Annotated in this window: 19 protein-coding genes; 9 read left to right on the forward strand and 10 right to left on the reverse strand. The window is 70.3% G+C overall.

The features are described 5' to 3' along the window. Nucleotides 1–83: 83 nt before the first annotated feature. The 5 genes from DMP23_RS43810 (at nt 84) to DMP23_RS43830 (ending at nt 8,508) form a co-directional block, all read left to right on the forward strand. Nucleotides 84–1,691: a purine-cytosine permease family protein gene (locus tag DMP23_RS43810; protein WP_337824710.1), complete on the forward strand. Its 1,608-nt coding sequence runs from the start codon at nt 84–86 to the stop codon at nt 1,689–1,691. 37 nt (nt 1,692–1,728) lie between these two features. Further along, nucleotides 1,729–3,804, forward strand: coding sequence for a hydantoinase/oxoprolinase family protein (locus tag DMP23_RS43815; RefSeq protein WP_337824711.1), 2,076 nt, complete (start codon nt 1,729–1,731; stop codon nt 3,802–3,804). 1 nt (nt 3,805) lies between these two features. Then, entirely contained in the window at nt 3,806–5,572 is a 1,767-nt protein-coding gene (locus DMP23_RS43820; RefSeq protein ID WP_337824712.1) for a hydantoinase B/oxoprolinase family protein, read from the forward strand. A 97-nt stretch (nt 5,573–5,669) separates the two neighbouring features. Beyond that, a complete protein-coding gene (locus tag DMP23_RS43825) occupies nt 5,670–6,926 on the forward strand; it encodes an aspartate aminotransferase family protein (RefSeq protein ID WP_337824713.1) in 1,257 nt (418 codons plus the stop codon). 28 nt (nt 6,927–6,954) lie between these two features. Then, nucleotides 6,955–8,508 (forward strand): AMP-binding protein, encoded by a 1,554-nt coding sequence (locus DMP23_RS43830; RefSeq protein WP_337824714.1) that lies wholly within the window; start codon nt 6,955–6,957, stop codon nt 8,506–8,508. Between the two features lie 130 nt (nt 8,509–8,638). Here DMP23_RS43830 and DMP23_RS43835 read toward each other — a convergent pair whose 3' ends face one another. The 5 genes from DMP23_RS43835 to DMP23_RS43855 form a co-directional block, all read right to left on the reverse strand. After that, a complete protein-coding gene (locus DMP23_RS43835; protein WP_337824715.1) occupies nt 8,639–9,415 on the reverse strand; it encodes an acetoin reductase in 777 nt (258 codons plus the stop codon). Nucleotides 9,416–9,493: 78 nt separating this feature from the next. After that, nucleotides 9,494–10,378: an MIP/aquaporin family protein gene (locus DMP23_RS43840; RefSeq protein ID WP_337824716.1), complete on the reverse strand. Its 885-nt coding sequence runs from the start codon at nt 10,376–10,378 to the stop codon at nt 9,494–9,496. Nucleotides 10,379–10,673: 295 nt separating this feature from the next. Next, complete coding sequence (locus DMP23_RS43845; RefSeq protein WP_337824717.1) at nt 10,674–11,813, reverse strand: glycerol dehydrogenase; 1,140 nt, start codon at nt 11,811–11,813, stop codon at nt 10,674–10,676. A 155-nt stretch (nt 11,814–11,968) separates the two neighbouring features. Beyond that, entirely contained in the window at nt 11,969–12,568 is a 600-nt protein-coding gene (locus DMP23_RS43850) for a helix-turn-helix domain-containing protein (protein ID WP_337824718.1), read from the reverse strand. Then, the gene (locus DMP23_RS43855; protein ID WP_337824719.1) at nt 12,529–13,419 is read right to left on the reverse strand and encodes a hypothetical protein; all 891 of its coding nucleotides are present in this window, start codon (nt 13,417–13,419) and stop codon (nt 12,529–12,531) included. Before DMP23_RS43855 ends, DMP23_RS43850 begins: the two co-directional genes overlap by 40 nt. Before the next feature lie 179 nt (nt 13,420–13,598). On the opposite strand from DMP23_RS43855, the gene DMP23_RS43860 reads away from it, so the two are divergent. From DMP23_RS43860 to DMP23_RS43875, 4 genes are read left to right on the forward strand one after another with little or no spacing between them, the layout of a single operon-like run. Further along, complete coding sequence (locus DMP23_RS43860; RefSeq protein WP_134666042.1) at nt 13,599–14,624, forward strand: amidohydrolase family protein; 1,026 nt, start codon at nt 13,599–13,601, stop codon at nt 14,622–14,624. Continuing rightward, nucleotides 14,624–15,355 carry an iron-sulfur cluster assembly protein gene (locus tag DMP23_RS43865; protein WP_238606702.1) on the forward strand — a complete coding sequence of 244 codons (732 nt, stop codon included), beginning with the start codon at nt 14,624–14,626 and terminating at the stop codon, nt 15,353–15,355. Before DMP23_RS43860 ends, DMP23_RS43865 begins: the two co-directional genes overlap by 1 nt. Next, nucleotides 15,352–16,377: an NAD(P)-dependent alcohol dehydrogenase gene (locus tag DMP23_RS43870; RefSeq protein WP_134666038.1), complete on the forward strand. Its 1,026-nt coding sequence runs from the start codon at nt 15,352–15,354 to the stop codon at nt 16,375–16,377. Before DMP23_RS43865 ends, DMP23_RS43870 begins: the two co-directional genes overlap by 4 nt. A 26-nt stretch (nt 16,378–16,403) precedes the next feature. Continuing rightward, nucleotides 16,404–16,730 carry a putative quinol monooxygenase gene (locus tag DMP23_RS43875; protein WP_337824720.1) on the forward strand — a complete coding sequence of 109 codons (327 nt, stop codon included), beginning with the start codon at nt 16,404–16,406 and terminating at the stop codon, nt 16,728–16,730. A 58-nt stretch (nt 16,731–16,788) separates the two neighbouring features. On the opposite strand, the gene DMP23_RS43880 is transcribed toward DMP23_RS43875, so the two are convergent. The 5 genes from DMP23_RS43880 to DMP23_RS43900 form a co-directional block, all read right to left on the reverse strand. Then, nucleotides 16,789–17,367: a TetR/AcrR family transcriptional regulator gene (locus tag DMP23_RS43880; protein ID WP_337824721.1), complete on the reverse strand. Its 579-nt coding sequence runs from the start codon at nt 17,365–17,367 to the stop codon at nt 16,789–16,791. A gap of 66 nt (nt 17,368–17,433) precedes the next feature. Further along, nucleotides 17,434–17,988 (reverse strand): nuclear transport factor 2 family protein, encoded by a 555-nt coding sequence (locus tag DMP23_RS43885; protein WP_337824722.1) that lies wholly within the window; start codon nt 17,986–17,988, stop codon nt 17,434–17,436. An 11-nt stretch (nt 17,989–17,999) separates the two neighbouring features. After that, nucleotides 18,000–19,442 (reverse strand): aldehyde dehydrogenase family protein, encoded by a 1,443-nt coding sequence (locus tag DMP23_RS43890; RefSeq protein WP_337824723.1) that lies wholly within the window; start codon nt 19,440–19,442, stop codon nt 18,000–18,002. Beyond that, entirely contained in the window at nt 19,439–19,780 is a 342-nt protein-coding gene (locus tag DMP23_RS43895) for a hypothetical protein (RefSeq protein ID WP_043827562.1), read from the reverse strand. The genes DMP23_RS43890 and DMP23_RS43895 overlap by 4 nt, the downstream gene beginning before the upstream one ends. Then, complete coding sequence (locus DMP23_RS43900; protein WP_337824724.1) at nt 19,767–21,737, reverse strand: primary-amine oxidase; 1,971 nt, start codon at nt 21,735–21,737, stop codon at nt 19,767–19,769. Before DMP23_RS43900 ends, DMP23_RS43895 begins: the two co-directional genes overlap by 14 nt. Between the last annotated feature and the right edge of the window lie 23 nt (nt 21,738–21,760).

Here is a 21,760-nt window from a genome sequence, read left to right on the forward strand (position 1 = left end):
GCCCAGTCGACAGCGGCCCATCCGGTCGTGTCCGCCGCACCCGCCCGCGGCGGACACGACCATGGCCATCCGAGGACTACCCCATGACTGCCGATTCCTTCCCGGAGACCGAACACCCCGTCAGACCTCCGCTCCGCATCACCCGCACCGACGACCCCGCGGTCGTCAAGCAGGCCGCGACCCAGGACTACGCCACCCACGTCGTGCCGCTGACCGGCCGGGCAGGCCGGACGTCCCTGTCGATGGCGTGGCTCGCGACTTTCAGCGCGATGTTTTGGCTCTACGTAGCGGTTTCCGTGGACCAAGCCGTCGGCCGCACGAACGCCGTCGTCGGCATGGTTCTCGCCTCGGTGGTCTTCGGGCTCGTTCAAGCCGTGCTGGTCCGCTACGCCATCCGTTCCGGGCTCACCGTGGCCCTGCTTTCCCGACGGCTGTTCGGTTATCTCGGTGGCGGCCTCGCTCCGCTCCTGCTCGGTGCCACCGCGATCTACTACGCAGTCTTCGAAGGCTCGGTGATTGCGGTCGCGCTGCAGCGGTGGTTCGCGCCGACGAGCGACATCCGCATCTGGTACGCGATCGTGGTCCTCTACGCCGTGCCGCTCGTGATCGGCGGAGTCCAGCGCTGGCTCGACCGGCTCAACGGCGTGCTGCTTCCGCTCTATCTCGCCGGGCTCGTCGCGCTGGTGCTCGCCGCCGGCATCCAGCACGGATTCGCGTCCGGCCTCGCCGCCACGCCGACGCCGGCCGGGCTCGCGCTTCCCGGCTGGGTCACCGCCTTCATGGTCTACCTGGGCACCTGGGTCCTGATGATGTTCGCCGTCGACTACGCCCGCCTTGGCCGCCCTTCAGACGCGCGGTTCCACTCGCGGGTCACCTTCGGAATTCCTTACTACCTGGCCACATTCGTGCTCAACGGCGTCATCGGCATCTTCGTGACCACCGCCGTCCTGCCGGCGCAGGCGGCCTCGGAGACCGGGGTCATCGACGCGGTGCTCGGCACCCTCGGCGTCGCGGGACTGCTGTTCATCCTGGTCAGCCAAACCAGGATCAACACGGCGAACTACTACGTCGCCTCGACCAACCTGGAGGCGTTCGGCGAACGCGCGCTGCGGCTGCGCTGGCCCCGGATCGTCTGGTCGGTGATCGCCGGCGTCATCGTCTTCGCCTTCATGCTCACCGACGTGCTGTCCTATCTGCTGACCGCACTGGCGTGGCAGGGAGTGTTCGTCGCCGCCTGGGTCGCCATCGCGCTCACCCACATCGGGCTGGTCCGCGGGGACCGCGACGGCATCCCCGAGTTCCGCCGCGGCCGGCTCCGCAACGTGCTGCCCGGCCTCGCGGCCTGGATCCTCGCCTCGCTGACCGGGATCGGGCTGACCGAATCCGGCCGCCCCGGCGCCTGGTACACGACCCTCGCACCGGCGATCACCTGCGTCCTCGCCGCGCTCCTGTACGCCGTCGGGACGCGGGTCGGACGGTCGCCCTTGCTGCCTCGCGGCGACGACCCGCGCGACGAGGTCGACGACGTCTGGGGCGCCCGGATCCGGTGCCACGCCTGCCAACTCTCCTACACCGCCATCGAAATGGACCGCGACCCGTCCGCCGGTCTGGCCGCGATCTGTGCGGGCTGCGCCGCGGAATCCGCCGATTTCGTCCGCGCCGCCCGGCGCGCCGACGCGCGCACTGCCTGACCGGCCGCTCCGAACCCCTGCTGAAAGGACTGGACCAGTGCCCTACAAGATCACCGTCGACACCGGCGGCACCTTCACCGACGTGGTCGTGACCGACGCCGACGGCCGCCTCACGATCGGCAAGGCGCCGACCCGCGAGCGAGCTTTCGACGGCGTGCGCGGAGGAGTCGAGGTCGCCGCTGCCGAACTGGGCATCACCGCCGGGCAACTGCTCGCGGACACGACCACGTTCGTCTACTCCACGACTCGCTCGACCAACGCCATCCTCGAGGGCCGCACCGCCCGCACGGCGCTGCTGGTCACCGAGGGCTTCCCGGACATCCTCGTGCTGCGCGAGGGCGGCAAGCACGACGGATTCGACCTCAGCGTGCGCTATCCCGAGCCCTACGTGCCCCGCGCGCTCACCAGCGAAATCCCGGAACGCATCGACTCCGAGGGCGACGTCGTGCGACGGCTGGACGAGGACGCGGTCCGGGACATCCTCCGCCGGCTGCGCGCGCAGGACGTCGAAGCCGTCGCGGTCTGCCTGCTCTGGGCGATTGTCAACGGCGCGCACGAACGCCGCGTCGGCGAGCTGATTTCCGAGGAGTTGCCCGGGATTCCATACACGCTCTCGCACGAGGTCAACCCGATCGTCCGGGAGTACCGGCGAGCCTCGACGGCCGCGATCGACGCCTCCCTCAAACCGATGATGAGCGCGCACCTGTCCGCCATCGCCGAGGATCTCGCCGCCGCCGGGTTCCGCGGGGAACTCATGGTCGCGACCTCGTTCGGCGGCGTGCTGCACCTGCCCGACGCCGCGGCCCGGCCGGTCGACACGGTCCGCTCCGGACCCTCGATGGCCCCGGTAGCCGGACTGACGTTCGCCCGGGCCGAGAACGACAACCGCGACGTGATCGTCTGCGACACCGGCGGGACGAGCTTCGACGTCTCGCTCGTCCGCGCCGGCGCGGTCACCTTCACCAACGAAACGTGGCTCGGCCCGAAGTATCTCGGGCACCTGACCGGAACAGCCTCGGTGGACATCCGCTCGATCGGGTCCGGCGGCGGCTCGATCGCGTGGGTCGACGACGGCGGGCTCCTGCGCGTCGGCCCGCGCAGCGCCGGTGCCGATCCCGGGCCAGCCTGCTACGGCCGCGGCGGGACCGAGCCGACCGTCAGCGACGCTGCCTGCGTCCTGGGCTACCTCGACCCGGACACGTTCCTCGGCGGCCGCATGCCGCTCGACCGCGACGCCGCCAACACCGCAGTCGACGGGCTCGCCGCGACGCTCGGGCTCAGCCGGGAGAAGACCGCGGAGTCCGTCCTGACCGTCGCGAACGAGCACATGGTCGGTGCGATCCAGGACATCACCATCAACGAGGGCGTCGATCCCGCGCGGGCGCTGGTCGTCGCGGGCGGCGGTGCCGCGGGGCTGGGCATCGCGGCGATCGTGCGCGCGCTCGGCTGTTCCTCGGTGCTGATGCCGCGATCGGCCGGAGCGCTCAGCGCGACCGGCGGCCAGTTCTCCGACATCGTCGCGGAGTTCACCGCCAGCCAGTTCGCCGACACCAGGTCCTGGGACTTCGAAGCGGTGAACAGCGTCCTCAAAGGACTCGACGAGCGCGCGGACGAGTTCGCCGCCGGACTGCGCGAGCGCGGCGTCGACGGCATCACCGTCGACCACCTCGTCGAGGCCCGCTACGCGTACCAGGTGTGGGAGCTGGAGGTGCCGGTCGGCGCGCAGATCGACGACGCCGACGGCCTGGCCGCGCTCCGGCAGGCCTTCGACGAGGCCCACGAGCGCGTCTTCTCGGTGAAGGAACCCGGTGCGCCGTTGGAATGCCTGACGTGGAAGGCGCGGCTGCGCGCCCCGGTCGGAAGCCGCGCGGTCGCCGCGGTCACCGAGCGCCGGGACGGGCTCGAACCGGTCCGCACGGGCGCGGACCGCGTCAAACCGGCTTACTTCGACGGCGCTTGGCACGACACGACTGTCGTGGCCGGCGGGTCGCGACCGCCCGGCACCGTCCTCGCGGGCCCGCTCATCGTCGAGGAACCGACCAGCACCCTCGTCGTGCCGCCGGGCGCCCGCCTGCACGTCACGTCCGCCGGCAACTACCTCGTGGAGGTCTGACATGACATCCGGGACCCTCGACCCCGCCCAGATGGCGGTCATCGCCAACCGGCTCGACACGATCGTCCGTGAGATGACCAGCACGCTGCTGCGCGCCGGTCGCTCCTCGGTCATCGCGGTCGCGCGGGACTTCTCCTGCTCGATCGTGACCGGCGAGGACGAACTGCTCGCCTCCGCCGAAGGCCTCCCGGTGCACATCTTCGGCGCGCATCTGCAGACCGCCGAACTGCGCCGCCGGCATCCCGACCTCCGCGACGGCGACGCCTACCTCGACAACGATCCTTACGTCGGCGGCTCGCACCACGCCGACCACACGATCATGGTGCCGGTGTTCGTCGGCGACACGCACCTCTTCACCGCCGTCGCGAAGTCGCACCAAGCCGACATCGGCAACAGCATGCCCACGACCTATTTCGCGATGGCGAAGGACGTGTACGAGGAGGGCGCGCTCAACTTCCCGTGCGTGCAGGTCCAGCGCGACCGCGAGGACATCTCCGACGTCATCGAGATGTGCCGCAGGCGGATCCGGGTGCCCGACCAGTGGTACGGCGACTACCTCGCGACGCTGGGCGCGGCCCGGACCGGCGAACGCCGGCTCAAGGAACTCGTCGACGTCTACGGCCTCGAACTGATCCGGCAGTTCGTCGCCGAGTGGTTCGACTACTCCGAGCGCCGGATGACCGCGGCGATTTCGGCGCTGCCGTCCGGGCGCTACGTCCGGCACGGGCAGCACGACAGCGTCGGGCCGCTGCCCCCGATCCCGCTCAAGGTGGACCTGACGGTCGACGCCGAGGCGGGCCGGGTCAGCATCGACCTGCGCGACAACCCGGACTGCGTTCCGGCGGGCCTGAACATGACGCGCTCGACGGCGACGAACATGGCGATCGCCGGGCTGTTCAACAACATCGACCCGACCGTGCCGCACAACGCCGGGGCCTTCCGCCGCGTCGAGGTCCTCCTGCGCGAGAACTGCGTCGTCGGGATCCCCCGGCACCCGACGTCCGCCTCGATGGCCACCACGAACGTCGCGGACCGGCTGGTCAACCTCGCCCAGTCGGCCCTCGGCGAAGCGGGCACCGGCCACGGCGTCGCCGAGGGCGGCACCGGCATGGGACCGGGCATGGGCGTCATCTCCGGGACCGACTGGCGGACCGGGATGCCGTTCGTGAACCAGATGTTCGTCGCCAACAACGGCGGACCCGCCTCGCGGGACTGCGACGGATGGCTGACCTGGATCCTGCCGGTCTGCGCCGGCCTGCTGTACCGGGACTCGATCGAGATCAACGAGCAGAAGTACCCGGTCCAGTTCGACTACGTGCGGCTGCTCCCCGACTCCGGCGGGCCCGGCAGGCACCGCGGGGCCAACGCGATGGAACTTGCTTACACCGCACGCGGAAACCCGGTCGACGTCGTGTGGACGCTCGACGCCCACGAGTCGCCGCCGAACGGCATCCACGGCGGCGGTCCCGGCGCCACGGCCGCGGCCGCGCTCCGTCACGCGACCGGCGAGGTCACCGAACTGCCGGGCACCGGTGCGATCGCCCTCGAACCGGGCCAGTACGTGCTCAACACGACCGCTGGCGGCGGTGGATTCGGCGACCCGCGTACCCGCGACGCCGACGCGGTTCTCCACGACGTCGCCGAGGGTTACGTCACCCGGGACGCTGCGGCGGAGGTGTATGGCGTGGTCATCGTCGGGGAAGAGCACTCGCCCCGGGTCGATCAGGACGCGACAGAACGGCGACGAGCCGCGTTGGGAGCAGTGTGAGCGAGGCGCCGTGGCCAACGGCCATGGTGGCCACGGCGCCATCCACTTCACCGCCGACCTCGGCGATTGCTTCGGTCTCTTGAGGAGGGATTTCCTGATGGCACTGGAAAGTTCGCGTCTGGCTTTTGAACGGGCCCGGCGCAGCATCGGCGGCGGGGTGGCGTCGGGGTTGCGCCTCGCGATGCGGCCGCATCCGCTCTATGTCCGCGAAGCACGCGGCGCGCACGTGTGGGACCTCGACGGCGACCGCTACGTCGACTACGTCATGGCGTGGGGACCGATGCTGCTCGGCCACAGCGACCCCCGCATCGTCGAAGCAGCCTGCGCGGCCGCGACCCGGATGCAGGTCGTCGGCACCGGCCACGCCCTGGAATACCTGGCCGCGGAAGCCGTCCTGGACGCGGTCCCGCACGGGCAACGACTGCTCTGGAGCAACACCGGCACCGAAGCCGTCCAGATCGCCCTGCGCCTGGCGAGGGCAGCGACGGGTCGGCGGCGGGTGGTGAAATTCGCCCGCAGCTACCACGGCTGGCACGACAGCGTCTACGCCGGACTCGCCGACACCGACACCGACCGGGCTCCCGCGCTCGCGTCCAAAGGCCAGACGCCCAGCGTCCTCGACGACCTCGTCATCGCCCGGTTCAACGACATCGCCATGGCCGAACGCCTGCTCGCCGAGACCGTGGAGCGGGACATCGCGGCGGTGCTCGTCGACCCGATCATGAGCAACGGCGGCGTCGAAGCCCCGTCGGCGGAGTTCCTGCCCGCGCTGCGCGCCCTGTGCGACCGGCACGGCGTCGTCCTCGTCTTCGACGAAGTGATCGCCGGATTCCGCATCGCCCGCGGCGGCGCCGCCGAGAAATACGGCGTGCGCCCGGACCTGTCCGTGTTCGGCAAAGCCATCGCCGGAGGATTCACCCAGAGCGCGGTCGTCGGCCGCGCTGACCTCATCGACCAGGTGACGTCCGGCGTCGTGCACGCCGGGACGTTCAACGCCAACCCCGTCGCGTTGGCCGCCGTCGAGGCGACCATGCGCGTGCTCGCCGACCCCGAGGTCTACCTCGCGCTGGAACGCGTCTCCGCGGAGTTCGAGAACACCGTCGGCGCCGTGCTCGCCTCCGCACCGGGCCGGGGCAGCCTCAACCGGGTCGGCTCGCTCCTGCAGTACGTCCCCGACGGCGGCGCCACCGGCCTGCACGGAACCGGCGGCCCCTGGAGCCACATCCTCGACGGCATGCTGCACCGCGGCTTCCTCTTCATGCCCTCCGGAAAAGTCTTCCTCTCCACCGCCCACACCCCCGCCGACATCGACGCCACCGCCGACGCACTCGACAAAGTGCTCCGCCAGCTCTAGCCCACCCCGTCTTCAGAAAGGACCGCGGATGCCACCGCCGTTGTCGTTCGAACCCCTGACCCCGACGTCGTTCCTCGATCGTGCGGCCGCGGCGCACGGCGACCGGACGGCGGTGATCGACGGGGACCGGCGCTGGACGTACACCGAATTCCGCGAGCGGTGCACCCGCCTCGCCGGCGCGCTGGCGGGAATGAGCGAGGCCCGGCCCGTCGCGGTGCTGGCGCCCAACACGCATGTGCTGCTGGAAGCGCACTTCGGCGTGGTGTGGGCAGGAGTGCCGCTGGTGGCGGTCAACACCCGGCTCTCCGCGCGGGAAATCGCCTACATCCTCCAGCATTCCGGGGCTTCGGTGCTGATCCACGATCCGACGTTCGACGCCCTCGCCGATGACGCCCTCGCGCGGCTCGACTCCCCTCCCCGACGGATCCGCGCTGGGGAGGATTACGAGGCGCTGCTGGCCGCGGCCGAACCGGTGCGGCATACGCCGTCCGACGAGCTGGCACTGCTGTCGATCAACTACACCTCGGGAACGACCGGCCGGCCCAAAGGCGTGATGTACCACCATCGCGGGGCCTACCTGCAGTCCATGGCGATGGTCGGCCACACCGGATTGACGCCGTCGGCCGTGCACCTGTGGACCTTGCCCATGTTCCACTGCAACGGATGGTGCTTCCCGTGGGCGGTGACCGCGGCCGCCGCGACGCACGTGTGCCTGCCGAAAGTCGACCCCGCGCAGGTGTGGCGGCTGATCCGGGAGGAGGGCGTGACGCACCTCAACGGCGCTCCCACCGTGCTGTCGATGATCGCGTACGCCGAAGAGGCGGCCGCCCTCCCTGCGGGACGAACCGTCCGGATCGCGACCGGCGGCGCGCCTCCGTCACCGGCCATCCTGCGGCGGATGGAGTCCCTGGGCTTCGACCTCACGCACCTGTACGGGCTGACCGAAACCTACGGCCCCGCCATGATCTGCGACCGGCGCCCGGAATGGGACTCCCTCGAGGAGCGGACCCGGGTGCGGTTGATGGCGCGCCAGGGCGTCGGGAACATGATCTCGTGCGTCCCGCGGGTGATCGACGAGGACGGGAACGACGTCCCGGCCGACGGCGAGACCGCGGGGCAGATCGTGTTGCGCGGCAACAACGTCATGCTCGGCTACCTGGACGACGGGGCCGCGACCGCAGCGGCGGCGCCCGACGGCTGGTTCCGGACCGGGGACATCGGCGTGGTGCACCCCGACGGCTACGTGGAACTGCGCGACCGGGCGAAGGACATCATCATCTCCGGCGGGGAGAACATCGCGTCGATCGAGGTGGAACAGGCGATCATGGACCACCCCGCCGTCCGCGAGGCGGCCGTGATCGCGGTACCCGACCCGCGGTGGGGCGAGGTGCCCGCGGCTTATGTCACGCTCCTCGACGGGCTCGCCGCGACCGAGCAGGAGATCATCGACCACGTCCGGCAACGGCTGGCCCGCTTCAAAGCCCCGAAGTCCGTGACGTTCGGGGAGCTGCCCAAGACGTCGACCGGGAAGATCCAGAAGTTCGTGCTGCGCGAACGGCGAGCTGCGAGCCAGGCTGGCTGATGGAGGTCACCGGGGATTCCTTTTTGGACACTCGCGCGGGGTGCGGTCGGCGAGCATGATGGCGGCGTTGGCCAGAAGCACTCCCAAGCTCCGGGCGCCGTGGGCCGGTGCCCGGAGCTTGGGACGCGGTTCAGGCGAACTGGATCCCGCCGTCGATCATCACGGACTGGCCGGTCATGTAGTCCGAATCGGGGGACGCCAGGTACGACACGTAGCTGGCCACGTCCTCCGGGACGGAGACCCGGCCCAGGTGGATGAGGTCGGAGTACTTCGCGATGGCCTGGCCCTTGCGCAGGCCCTCGGATTCGGCCAGTTTCTCGTCGATGAGGTCCCACATCGCGGTGCCGACGATGCCCGGGCAGTAGGCGTTGACGGTGATGCCGTGCTTGGCCCATTCCATCGCCGCGGCCTGGGTCAGCCCTCGGACGGCCCACTTCGACGCGGAATAGTGGCCCAGCAACGCGAACGGCCGGTGCGCGACGATCGAGGCGGCGCCGATGATCTTGCCTCCCCCGCCCTGTTCGATCATCTGTTTCGCGGCGGCCTGGTAGCACAGGAACATGCCGCGGGCGTTGACCGCCATCATCCGGTCCCAGTCCTCCGGCGTCAGTTCCAGCAGCGGCAGGACCTGCGCGATGCCCGCGTTCGCGACCATCACGTCCAGGGAACCCAGCGCCCGCACGGTTTCCCCGACCATCGCGGTCACCGCGGCCGGGTCGGACACGTCCGCGGTGACTGTCGCGGAGCGGCGGCCGGCGGCGCGGATTTCCTTGGCTACCGCTTCCAGTTCGCCCGCGTTGGCCGGGATGTCGTTGACCGCGACGTCGTGCCCGTCCGCCGCGAGGCGCAGTGCGATTCCCCTGCCGATGCCCCGGGCGGCACCGGTGACGAGAATGTTCTTGCTCATGCGACAACTCCTTTGTCTTCGCTGGGATCCGGCAGAAATGTAGGCGGCGTTTCGGGGCCGTTCAACGCGTCGGTTGTCTCACTTTGAGACGCTTTTCCCGAGTGGGAGCGAATCGCGCGCGTGCAGGACATCGCCGATGAAGAAGTCGTACAGCAGCACCCCGACGGCGCCGCCGATCAGCGGTCCGACGATCGGAATCCACAGATAGCCGCCGGGACCGGGCAGTGCGGCGTCGCCCCATCCGGCGAGGAACGCGAAGAGCCGCGGGCCGAGATCGCGGGCCGGGTTGATCGCGTAACCCGCGTTCGCGCCGTAGGAGAGGCCGATCGCGGCGACGGTGAAGCCAATCAGCAAGGGAGCCATTTTCGGCGTCGACGCCGCGATCCGGCCGTCGATGATCGCGAGCACCACCGCGAGGAGCACGGCGGTGCCGACCACTTGGTCCAGCAGCGGTCCGAGCCAATCGGTGAAATAACGCGCGGGCGCGGTCGCGAAAATGGTGAACGTCGTGTTCTTCCCGTCCGCGCCGGCCGCCGCCTCGAACGCGCGGATGGCCGGGTGGTACACCGCGAAAACCAGTGCAGCGCCGGCGAACGCGCCGAAAAGCTGAGCTCCGCAATAACCGGGAACCCGCCGCCACGGAAACCGCCGCCGCAACGCCATCGCGAACGTCACGGCGGGATTGAGATGCGCGCCGCTGACGCCGCCCGCGAGCAAGACAGCGAACGCGACCGCGAACGCCCAGCCCCACACGATCAGCATCCAGTCGGCGGTGCCCTGGAAGATCACCGTGGGGCCGGCGGTACGGCCCGAGCCGGGCAGTCCGGCCACCGCCATGGCGACACAGCCGTCGCCGAGCGCGATGAGCACGAACGTGCCGAAGAATTCGGCGAGCAGGTCGCCGTAACCGCCGCGGAGCCGTGCGAGGGCTCCCTGCCTGCGCAAAGGTGGTATGTCGGTCACTGGTCCTCCTTGACCCGACGTGACATTCGCCCGTCCCGGAACCGTTGCAGGCGAGCAGGGTTGAATACCCGGGCGGCGGCAAGGGGTTTCCGCTCCGCCGCCGCCCGGGCGGTCGTGATTTCGTCAGGCGTACGCGGTGTAAGGCACGGCGAGCGGATCGCCGTAGCCGCCGCGGATCCGCACGAGGGCTCCCCGCCTGCGCAAAGGTGGTGTGTCGGTCACAGACGGCAGGCTTGACTACCCGAGCGGCGGCGAGGATTTCCGCTCCGCCGCCGCCCGGGCGGTCGTGGTTTCGTCAGGCGTGCGCCAGATACGGCACCGGGTCAGGAAGTTTCGCCTCGCGGCGGACCCTGGTCGCGAAGCGTTCGATCGAGGCCAGCGCGCTAGCGACATCGCGGCTGTGCACCTCGAACGGCATAGCGTGGATGGTCTCGCCTTCGGCGGTCGCTGCGTCGGCGACCGCGCGCAGGCTGTCGTGGTCGTCGCTGCGCAGGCCGACTTCGGTCAGTGTCGTCGGCAGTCCGACCCGGGTCGTGAACTCGACGAAGTCGCGGACCTCGCCGGACGGCGCGCCTTCCAGCACGAGTTGCGCGATCGATCCGATGTTGACCTTCTGGCCGTGCGCGAGCCCGTGGGTGGCCGCGACCGCCGTCAGTCCATTATGGACGGCGTGCGCCGCGGCGAGCCCGCCGGATTCGAAGCCGAGGCCGGACAGCAGCGTGTTCGCTTCGATCACTTTCTCCACCGCCGGCGTGACCTGGGAATCGCGCACCGCGTCGACGGCCTGAAGTGCGTTGTCCCACAGCACTTCCCAGCTGAGCTTGGCCAGCGCGGTGCCGGTGACCGTCGGCAGCCCGCCCGCCATCGTCGCCGAGTTCGACTGGGCGGTGGCGCGCGCTTCGAGCCACGTCGCCAGTGCGTCGCCGACCCCGGCGGCGAGCAGTTCGACCGGTGCGTTCGCCACCACCTGCGAGTCGACGAGCACCAAGTCGGGGTTGCGCGGAAAGAACCGGTACTCCTCGAATTCGCCGCTTTCGGTGTAGATCACCGAAAGCGCGCTGCAGGGGGCGTCGGTCGAGGCCACCGTCGGGCAGTTCGCCCAGCGGATCCCGACGAGGTGGCCCGCGGCCTTCACCGTGTCGATCGCGCTCCCGCCGCCTACCGCGACCGCCACATCGGCGTCGGCTTCCCGCAGGACACCAGCGATCCGATCGACCTCCGCCGCGCTCGGGAGGCCGCGGAACGTCTCCCGCCGCACCGGCAAGTCCGCGCTCTTCAACGACGTCTCGACGTCGTGGCCGACCATCCCCCACACCAGATCGTCGGCGACGACCACCGGCCTCGCCCCGATCGGCGCGAGATATTCGCCGAGCCGCCGGATCGCGCCGGCTCCTTGGACGTACCTGCTCGGGCTGATGACGGTGCGCAGCGACATTGCTGATGCTCCTTCGGGATGTGCCGAATCCGTGTCCTTCGACCGGCCGGTGGCCCGATCGTAGGCAGGCGGCAAGCGGAGCGGCGGGACCTGCCGTCTCACTTTGAGACACCCGGCCGGTCCCGCCGAACGTCGCTACGGCGCGGCTGTCGGCGTCACGAGCGAAACTGGCGCTGGTCGATGCCGTACTGGGCCATTTTGCGGTAGAGCGTGGCCCGGGCCATGCCGAGTTCCTCAGCCGCGGCAACCACTGTCGCCCCCTGCTGCGCGAGGCAGCGGACGATCTCGTCGCGTTCGAGTGCCTGCAGGCGGTTGAGCCGGTGCCCGGCGTTCGTGAAGATTTCCGCGGGCAGGTGCCGGCTGTCGATCGTCTCGGAGCGAGCGGCGGCGGCCTGGACCACCCGCCGGAGTTGTTTGACGTTCTCCGGCCAGTCGTAGGCGCACAGTGCGCGCGCCGCCGAGGGCGTGAACGCGACGGCCCGCCCCCGCGACTGGTGGGCGAAGTGGTGCGCCAAGGGCAGCACATCGTCCGGCCGGAAACGCAGCGAGGGCGCCTCGACCACGGTGTCCACCAGCGGCAGGAGCGCCGCCGGGACCTCAGCGGAGGCGGCGGTGAGCACGAACGACGCGGCACTGCCGCGCTCGCGCAGCGCCGCGAACCGGGCAGCCAGTTCGCTCGCCGCCCACGCGGGCAATGCGTCGACGCCGGCCACGATCACGCAGGTGTCGTCCTTGCCCAGCTCGGGCTCCCACACCGTGAGCCACGTCTGCACGCCCTCCGGGGCGGGCGCGCGGGCGTTGAGCAGCCGTTCGCGCGAGTGCAGTTCCCGGCGCGCGAGCGCCGCCAGCGCGGTCTTGCCCGCCCCGGCTCGCCCGTCACGAGGACCGTCCGTCCCCACCGCATGGCAGCCGGGGCTTCGGAGACCGCGTGCTGCCAGGTCGCCGACAACCGCGGCGGATCAAGCCGGTCGGCATACATCCGGTACACCTCGCCGCGCGGCGCCGGACGCGACTGCCGCCCGGACGCGCGCGCCAGCATCAGCGCGCTGGTGTGCCCCGCCGCGGTCTGCGCGAGCGCGAGCAGCAGCTCCGAGGACTGCTCCGACCAGGTCGTGAGGTTCACGCTGCCCGCCAGCGCACCGCTGATCGGCTCCAGCACCGGGACCGCGGCGCACGTGTAGCCGCGCAGGCTGGTGCAGTAGTGCTCCCCCGCGCGCACCAAGGACGGCACGCGGTCGGCGAGCGCTAGCCCCAGTCCGTTCGTGCCGGCATTGCTCTCCGCGAAATAGAACCCAGGCGCCAGGTGGACCCGGTCGAGCGACCGCGTGATCCCCATGTCCCCGCACATCCGGCTGAGGACCAGGCCCTCGGCGTCGGTGAGCATGAGGCTGATCGGCTCGTTCGCGAGCGTCGCGTGCAACCCCTCGAGCACTTCGTTGCCGCAGTCGTACAGCAACGATTCAGTGTCCACCGCACCGCTGAACACCGGGGTGACCTCGTCGCCGGGCACCCCGTAGCGCTCGCTGCGCTGCCACGAGGCGCGCAACCGCGGCGCGGTCGAACCTCGCGGCGCGAGCGGCCCCGATTCGCGCGGGCTGTGCGCCATATCGGCCTCCCGGGAGACGCGCCACTGCGTCGGACGGGATCGAGGCTACCCGCGCGCGGGCGCTCCGCAGTGCGGCCGCTGTCTCAAACTGAGACAGCGCGGCCCTGCCTGACCTGCGCCGGGATCCCTACCGTCCGAGTCCGGACGTGCCGATGAGGTCACGACGGGAGAGGAAACCGATGTACACCAAGGACGGGGAGAGCTACTACATCCTGGACGCGCACGTCGCGCTCTGGGACGCCCGGCCGGGCAACCAGCGCAACATCCACGGCAAGCAGTTCATCGACTGCTTCTACGACTACCACCGCAACCTCAGCCCGGAGTCCGAGGTCTGGCCCTACGAGGACTACCTCTACCAGGGCGGCGACCGGCTGATGAAGGACCTGTTCGCCGACGGCTACGTCGACCACGCGATCTTCCAGCCTGCCCTGCTGCCCGCGTTCTACACGAACGGCTTCGGGCAGACCGAGGAAGCGTTCGCGCTGGCCCAGCGGCATCCGGACAAGCTCACCTACAACCACTGCTGGGACCCCCGGTTCGGCGAGGACGGGCTCAAGCAGCTGCGCGAGGACGCGAAACGGTTCGGGCTCAAGGGCGCCAAGCTCTACACCGCCGAATGGTTCGGCGATTCGCGCGGCTGGAAGCTCGACGACAAGTGGAGCTACCGCTACCTGGAGGCGGCCCAGGAGCTGGGCGTCAAGAACATCCACATCCACAAGGGCCCGACGATCCGGCCGCTGGACCGCGACGCGTTCGACGTCGCCGACGTGGACAAGGTCGCCACCGACTTCACCGAGCTGAACTTCGTCATCGAGCACTGCGGGCTCCCCCGGCTGGAGGACTTCTGCTGGATCGCCACGCAAGAGCCGAACGTGCACGCCGGGCTCGCCGTCGCGATGCCGTTCATCCACACCCGGCCGCGGTATTTCGCGCAGATCATCGGGGAGCTGCTGTACTGGCTGGACGAGAACCGGATCCAGTTCTCCAGCGACTACGCGATCTGGACGCCGAAGTGGCTGGTGGAGAAGTTCGTCGACTTCCAGATCCCGGCGGACATGACCGAGTACCCGCCGCTCACCACCGAGGTCAAGAAGAAGATCCTCGGGCTCAACGCGGCGGCGATGTACGACATCGAGGTCCCGGCCGAACTGCGCGTCGCCGACGATCCGGCCGAGGCGACCCCCGACGCGGTGGCGGTCGGCTGATGCCCGCACTGGAAGAGCGCGCCCGCGACGCGCTGTCCGCCGTCTTCGACCCCGAACTGGACGAACCGATCACCGATCTCGGCTTCGTCCGTTCGCTCGAAGCCCGCGACGGAACGCTGACCGTGCACCTGCGGCTGCCGACTTCGTTCTGTTCGCCCAATTTCGCGTACCTGATGGCATCGGACGCGAAGGACGTGCTGACCGCGCTGCCCGAGGCGGGCCGGGTCGAGGTGCTGCTGGACGACCACCACGATTCGGACCTGATCAACCGCGGCCTCGCCGCCGATGCCGGCTATCGCGGCACGTTCGGCGACGAGGCGGAACAAGACCTCGAGCAGCTGCGGGCGACGTTCCGGCGCAAGGCGCACACTGCGGCCATGGAACGGGCGCTGACCGCGCTGCTGCGCGCGGACCGAGCCCTGAGCGAAGAAGCGCTGCACGACGTGACGCTCGGCGACCTGCCCGACGACCGGGTCACCGCCGCGCTCCTGCGCCGCCGGGAAGCGCTCGGTCTCGCGGTCACGCCGGACCAGCCGGTGCTCGTCGACGACCGCGGCCGGCCGTATCCGAAGGAGGAAGTGCCGCTGCGGCTGCGGTTCGCGCGGTCGGTCCGGATTTCGATCGACGGCAACGCGCACTTCTGCCGCGGCCTGCTCCGCACCCGTTATCCCGAATCCGCGGCCGACCAGGCGCCGCGGCCCGGCTCGCCCGAGGAGGCCCGAGCATCGTGAAAGCAGTCCAGGTCGTCGGTTACGACCAGCAACTTCGGCTCGCCGACGTACCCGTCCCCGAGGTCGCCGGCCCGTACGACGTCGTCGTGCGGATCGGCGGCGCCGGCGTGTGCCGCACCGACATCCACATCCTCGAAGGGCAGTGGGCGGAGAAGTCCGGCGTCGCGCTCCCCTACACGATCGGCCACGAAAACGCGGGCTGGGTGCACGCGGTGGGCAGCGCGGTCACCAACGTCGCCGAGGGCGACAAGGTGATCGTGCACCCGCTGATCACCTGCGGCCTGTGCCGCGCCTGCCGCGCCGGCGACGACGTGCACTGCGCGGCCAGCCAATTCCCCGGCATCGACACCGCGGGCGGTTACGCCGAGTACCTCAAGACCTCCGCGCGCAGTGTGGTGAAGCTCGACGATTCGCTGGAACCGGCCGATGTCGCCGCGCTCGCCGACGCCGGGCTCACCGCGTATCACGCGGCGGCCAAGGCAGCGCGGCGGCTGCGCCCGGGCGACCGGTGCGTGGTGATCGGCGCCGGCGGGCTCGGGCACATCGGCATCCAGGTGCTCAAGGCGCTCACCGCCGCCGAGCTGATCGTGGTCGACCGCAACGAGGACGCGGTGAAGCTGGCCGAATCGATCGGCGCGGACCACGGCGTGGTCGCCGACGGCGGGCACGTCGCCGCGGTGCGGGAGCTGACCGGCGGCGAGGGCGCGGAAACCGTGCTCGACTTCGTCGGAGAGGGCGGCGCGACCCGCGACGGCGTCGCGATGCTGCGCCGCGCGGGCGACTACCACGTGGTGGGCTACGGCGAAAACATCGACGTGCCCACGATCGACATCATCTCCGCCGAGATCAACTTCATCGGCAACCTGGTCGGCTCCTACACCGATCTGTGCGAGCTGATGGTGCTGGCCGCGCAGGACCGCGTGCGCCTGCACACCGCGACCTACCCGCTCGAGTCCTTTCAGGACGCGCTCGACGACCTGGCCGCCGGCCGCGTCCGCGGACGCGCGATCCTGGTTCCCTGAAATGGAAAACCGCCCCGAGGAGACCGATGATCTTCATCACCGCCAAGTTCCGGGTGAAGCCGGAGCACGCGGACGCGTGGCCCGAGATCTCCCGCGCGTTCACCGAAGCGACGCGAGCCGAGCCCGGCTGCCTCTGGTACGAGTGGTCGCGCAGCCTCGCCGACACCAGCGAATACGTGCTGGTGGAAGCATTCCGCGACGACGACGCGGGCGCCGCCCACGTCGGTTCCGACCACTTCAAGACCGCGCAGCGCGAGCTTCCGCCTTATCTGGCCGAAACGCCGCGCATCGTGCACGCCAAGGTGAACCAGGACGGCTGGTCCGAACTCGGCGAACTGGCCGTGCGCGACTGACCGGTACCGGGAACAGTCCGGCCGGGGCTGGTTTGACGCATGGTCAAGCCAGCCCCGGCTACTTCACGCTGCGCTCAGCCGCCGCAACCCCCGCGTACGCACGCAGCAACGCCCGCAGCTTCGCCGCCGCTCGTTCGCCGCGCGACGTGTCCCCGAACGCCGTCAAGTGGAACACCAGACCGTCAAGGGCCAGGAACACCAGTTCGGCCAGGTCGGGGTCGTCGAGGCCGTGTGCGGCGAGTTCGCGGCGCACCGCGTCGCGGTACAGGTCGTTGGCGCGTTCCATGACCGGGCGCAGTTCGGGGCGGCGCCGGGCTTCCATGGTCAGTTCGTATTGGAAGGCCTGTGCCCCCGGATCGGCGGTCACGAGCGAGACCAGACCCGAGGCGAACTCGTCGAAGCCCTCGCCCTGCGACGACAGCTCCGCGCCCTGAACGCTGCGCTCGACGCAGTGTGCGAGCGCCTCTTCCACCAGCGTCCGCCAGTCGCCGAAGTGGTAGCGGACCGAACCGTGGGTGACGCCGGCTTCGGCGGCGACCGAGCGGTAGGTCAGCCCGCGCAGGCCCTGCGCCGCTACGACCCGTACCGCGGCGTCCAGCAGCGCTTGCCGTCCCGTACCGTATGCCAGCCCTGCCATCGCGTCCTTCCCGTCCGGTTGCCTCGGCTCAGCGTAATCCGCGGCGAACCGGACAGGAGGGGCCGGTCACGGCTTCAGCAGCACCGACGTCGACGGGTAGTCGCTCGCGAACCGGCCCGGCAGCGGGGCGACGAACACGTTTTCGGTGCGGGTCCGGGTGATCCGCCAGCCGTCCGGCTCCTTGCGGAAGGCGTTGTTGAGCCGGCTGGAGCGCAGCAACGACTTCCCGTCCGAGAACAGCCACGGCTGCATGTGGATCCACTGCCCGTCGGCGGTGTCGCCGTGCACGTGGATCTGTTCCGAGGTCAGGTAGTGCGCGTTCAGCAGCAGCGCCGGATCCTGTTTCTCGCCCCAGAACCGCTGGAAGTGCTCGCGGATCGCCGCTTTGCCCTCGGCGCGGCCGAACTGGCCGTCGTAGTACTCGCCGACGCCTTCCCACACCGCGTCCTCGGTGTAAAGCTCGAGGATCAGCTCGATCCGCTTCGCGTCGTCGGCCACGCCGTACTCGGGATTCGGCGTGTCGCAGAGGAACATGTAGCGCGCCTGCAGCCGCCGGATGTCCGCCTCGGCTTCGAGCACCTCGACCCTGCGGACCAAAGCCGCCACGGTCTCGTCGGTCATCGATTCCCCTTTCACAATACGATGGTCACGGTCTTCGCCTCGGTGTTGGCGAGGATGCCCTCGTAGCCCAGTTCGCGGCCGACCCCGCTCGCTTTCAGCCCGCCCCACGGCAGCTGAGGGGCCAGCGGCGACCAGCCGTTCACCCCGACCGCGCCCGCTTCGAGCGCGGCCGAAACGGTGTGCGCGCGCCCGACGTCGCGGGTCCACACCGTGGCCGCGAGCCCGTAGTCGCTGTCGTTGGCTATCGCGACCGCCTCGGCCTCGTCGTCGAACGGGATCACCGTGCCGACCGGGCCGAAGATCTCCTCGCGCGCGATCGCCAGATCGTTCGTGCCGGAGAACACCGTGGGCGCGACGAAAAAGCCCGGCCCGTCCGGGGAATCTCCCCCAGCGACGATGGCCGCGCCCTCGTCCCGTCCTTTGTGGACATAGCCGAGCACCCGCTCGCGCTGGACGCCGTTGATCAGCGGGCCCATCGTGGTCGCCGGGTCGAACGGGTCGCCGAGCACCTGCGCCGCCGCGGCGTCGCGCAGTCCGTCCAGCACCGCGTCCAGCACGGGCCGCTGCACGAGGATGCGCGTCCCCGCGGCGCAGACCTGGCCCTGGTTGGTGAAGATCCCCGCCGCGAGACCGGCCACCGCGGCGTTCAGGTCCGCGTCGGCGAACACCAGCTGCGGGGATTTGCCGCCCAGCTCCAAGGTCGTCCGCTTGAACGTGTCCGCGGAATTGCGCAGGATGCGCCGCCCGACGCCGGTGGAACCGGTGAAACTGACCTTGTGCACGCCCGGATGCCGCGCGAGCGCCTCGCCGGTGACCGAGCCCGGACCGGTCAGCACCTGGATCACGCCGGGCGGGAAACCGGCCCGTTCGGACAGCTCAGCGAGCTGCAGGATGGACAGCGACGCGTCCTCCGCCGGCTTCACGATCACCGTGTTGCCCGCGGCCAGCGCGGGAGCCAGCTTCCAGCCGAGGATCATGAGCGGCGAGTTCCACGGCACGATCGCGGCGATCACGCCGACCGGTTCGCGGCGGGTGTAGGAGTGGGTCGGCGCGCCGAAATAGCCGTCGGTGGGAACGAACTCGCCGGTGATCTTGTCCGCCCAGCCCGCGTAGTACCGCAACGACGCCACGAGATTCGGCACGAACATGCCCTGCGCGATCCCGGCCGGCGCGCCCATGTCGAGCGATTCCAGCCGCGCGAGCCCCTCGGCCTCCTGCTCGACCAGGTCCGCCAGCCGGGAAAGCAGCAGGCCTTTCCGGGACGGCGGGGTCGCCGCCCACTCCCCCTTCAACGCCCGGGTCGCGGCCTGCACCGCACGGTCCACGTCGGCCTCGTCGGCGGCGGCGATTTCCGCGAGGGGTTCCTCCGTCGCCGGGTTGAGCGTGGTGAATCCCGGCGCACCGCCCTTCGTCCAGACGCCGTCCAGGAACAGCGCGGTCACGGTGTCAGTCATGCGGTTCTCCTTTGCGAGTGGCGCGCGAGGTACCACGCGCCAGCGGCGATGCCGCCTTCGGTGACGGTGAGGACGGCGAGCGCCGCCGATCCGGAGTGGTGCCCGGTCCCCACCGCGAGATGGATCGCGACCATGGCCGCGGCGTTGCCCGCGACCAGCCGCAGCGCGGACCGGCCGCCGCGCCACAGGTGCGCCGCGCACGGCAGGCACAGCACGGCCATGCCCGCGAAAACCGCTGTCAGCGCGGGCGTGTGCGCGGCGACAGCGACGTGGGCGAGCGCACCGGCCATCGCGAACACGGCGAGCCAGCGGCACAGCGCCAGCTCACGGCCCGGCATGACCGGCAGGGCCGCAGCAGCCGGATTTCCCGCTGAGGTCAGGCACGTCGAGGGTCGGGTTGCGGTCGAAGAAACCGTCCGGCTTGAGCTTGAACCCGGCGTAGTCGACCGGCATGATCGGCCAGTCCTCGGTGCGCACGAAATGCGTCAGGCCGAAGGTGTGCCACAGCACCACGTCCTCCCCGTCGATCGGCCGGTCCCGCGCGGTGTAGGCGGGCAGCCCGTCGTCGCCCGGGTTCTGGTTCACCGTGTAGCCCGAGGGCCACAGCTGGTCCCGGTCGTACCGCGACACCCAGAGATGCTCGCGGGCGAATGCCGCCCGGCGGGCGATCGAAGAGTTTTCGTCGGCCAGCAGCGCCGGCTGGCCTTCCGGGTGCAGCACGTACGAGGTCGGCTTGCCCAGCCGGTTGGTGTGCTCCGCGCTGGAGATCGCCCACACCCGGTTGAGGTGGTTCGCCGCCTTCCGGCGAGCTTCGCGTTCGGTGCGCAGCCGGGTGAGCTTGCGGCCGATCGCGTTGCCCCACGGGTTGTTCTCGCCCATCGCCACCGGTGCGACGTCCAGTTCGTCCACGCAGTTGCGCACCCCGTCGACGGTCAGGTCGAGGCGCACCGAGAACAGGTGCTGGTGCACCGGGGCGCCGAGGCCGGGCGCGAGCTCGCTGAAGTGCGGGTCGGAGCCGTCGTACCCGGACGGGAACGGGATGCCGGTGGCTTTGGCTTCGAACTCGATGGTGCCGTCGAGGTAGAAGTACCAATAGAACCCGTAGTCGTAGTTGCCGACGGTGCCGAAGAACGACACCACGAGCCGGCGCTGCCGCCGCGTCTGCGAGGTGCCGGTGAAGATGTCGTTGTGCTTCCACAGCACGCCGAAGTCCTCTTCGTGGATGCAGATCGCGTTGCGGATGAGCTGCGGGCGCAGGTGGTCGTCGGCCACGACGGCGTCGGCGTAGGTGATTTCGCCGAGACAGTCGCAGCCCAGCTCCAGCGAGTTCGCCAGCCGCCCGAACTGGTACTCGCCGAGGTCGAAGTAGTTCTGCCAGCCGTGCGTGGGCCCGGGATCGCCGTAGTTGACCACCATCTCCGCGACCGAAGCCCGATAGACGACCGGCCGCCGCACGCCGCCGTCGGCATAGGACACCTGGTGCAGGGTCAGCCCCTCGCGGCCGTTGAACCCGAGTCGCAGCTGCCAGTTCTGCCACGACAGAACGCCGTCGTCGTACTGGAACGAGACGCCTTCGGGCTGGGTGATGGAAATCGGCTTGAGATCGGTGCGCTGGGGGCCGCGGACGGCGTCGTGCAGGTAATCGCCGGACTCCTCGGGCACGTGGTCGACGTGCGTCTCCACGACCCGCAGCACCCGCCGGTTGCTCACGTCGACGTGCGCGATCACCCCGCCGACCGGATGCGCCCACGGCGGCTCGCCGGGGTGCGGCTGATGGAAGGAGAGCACGCGGTACACGCGGGCGCCGACCTCGTCGGGATAGCCGAACACCCCGGCCGACAGCGGCACCGTCCGGACCTTGCCGACATCGGCGACGCCGCGCTTGGCGACCGCGGCGAGCCACTGCTCGTCGCTCTTGACGATCTCGTCGACCAGGTCGTAATCCTCGTCCAGGCACGGGCCGAAGCCCACCTCGGCCGGGTCGAGCACCGTCCGCGAGACGACTTCTCCCGCCGTCAGGTCCACCACCACGGTGCTGAGGCCGAGCGGTTCCAGTTCGGTCACCAGCACCGACACCTCGCGCGGCAGCGGGGTCCGCCCGTCCCAGGCGAGGACGTCCTGCTTGTCCGGTTCGCGGAGCAGGACGTAGGAGAACCGGGTCGTCGCGGACACGAGACCGGCTTCCTCGAGAATCCTTCGCGCGGCTTCGAGTTCGGCCGCGGAGAGCACAGCCAGCGGATGCGGGGCGGCGTTCCCGCCGTCGACCGGCGACACGGGCAAAGTTTGGGTGGACATAAGCCTTTCCTTGGTCAGAGGGA

Origin of the sequence: Amycolatopsis sp. A1MSW2902 (assembly GCF_017312175.1) — a bacterium.
Classification (GTDB): Bacteria; Actinomycetota; Actinomycetes; order Mycobacteriales; family Pseudonocardiaceae; genus Amycolatopsis; species Amycolatopsis nivea.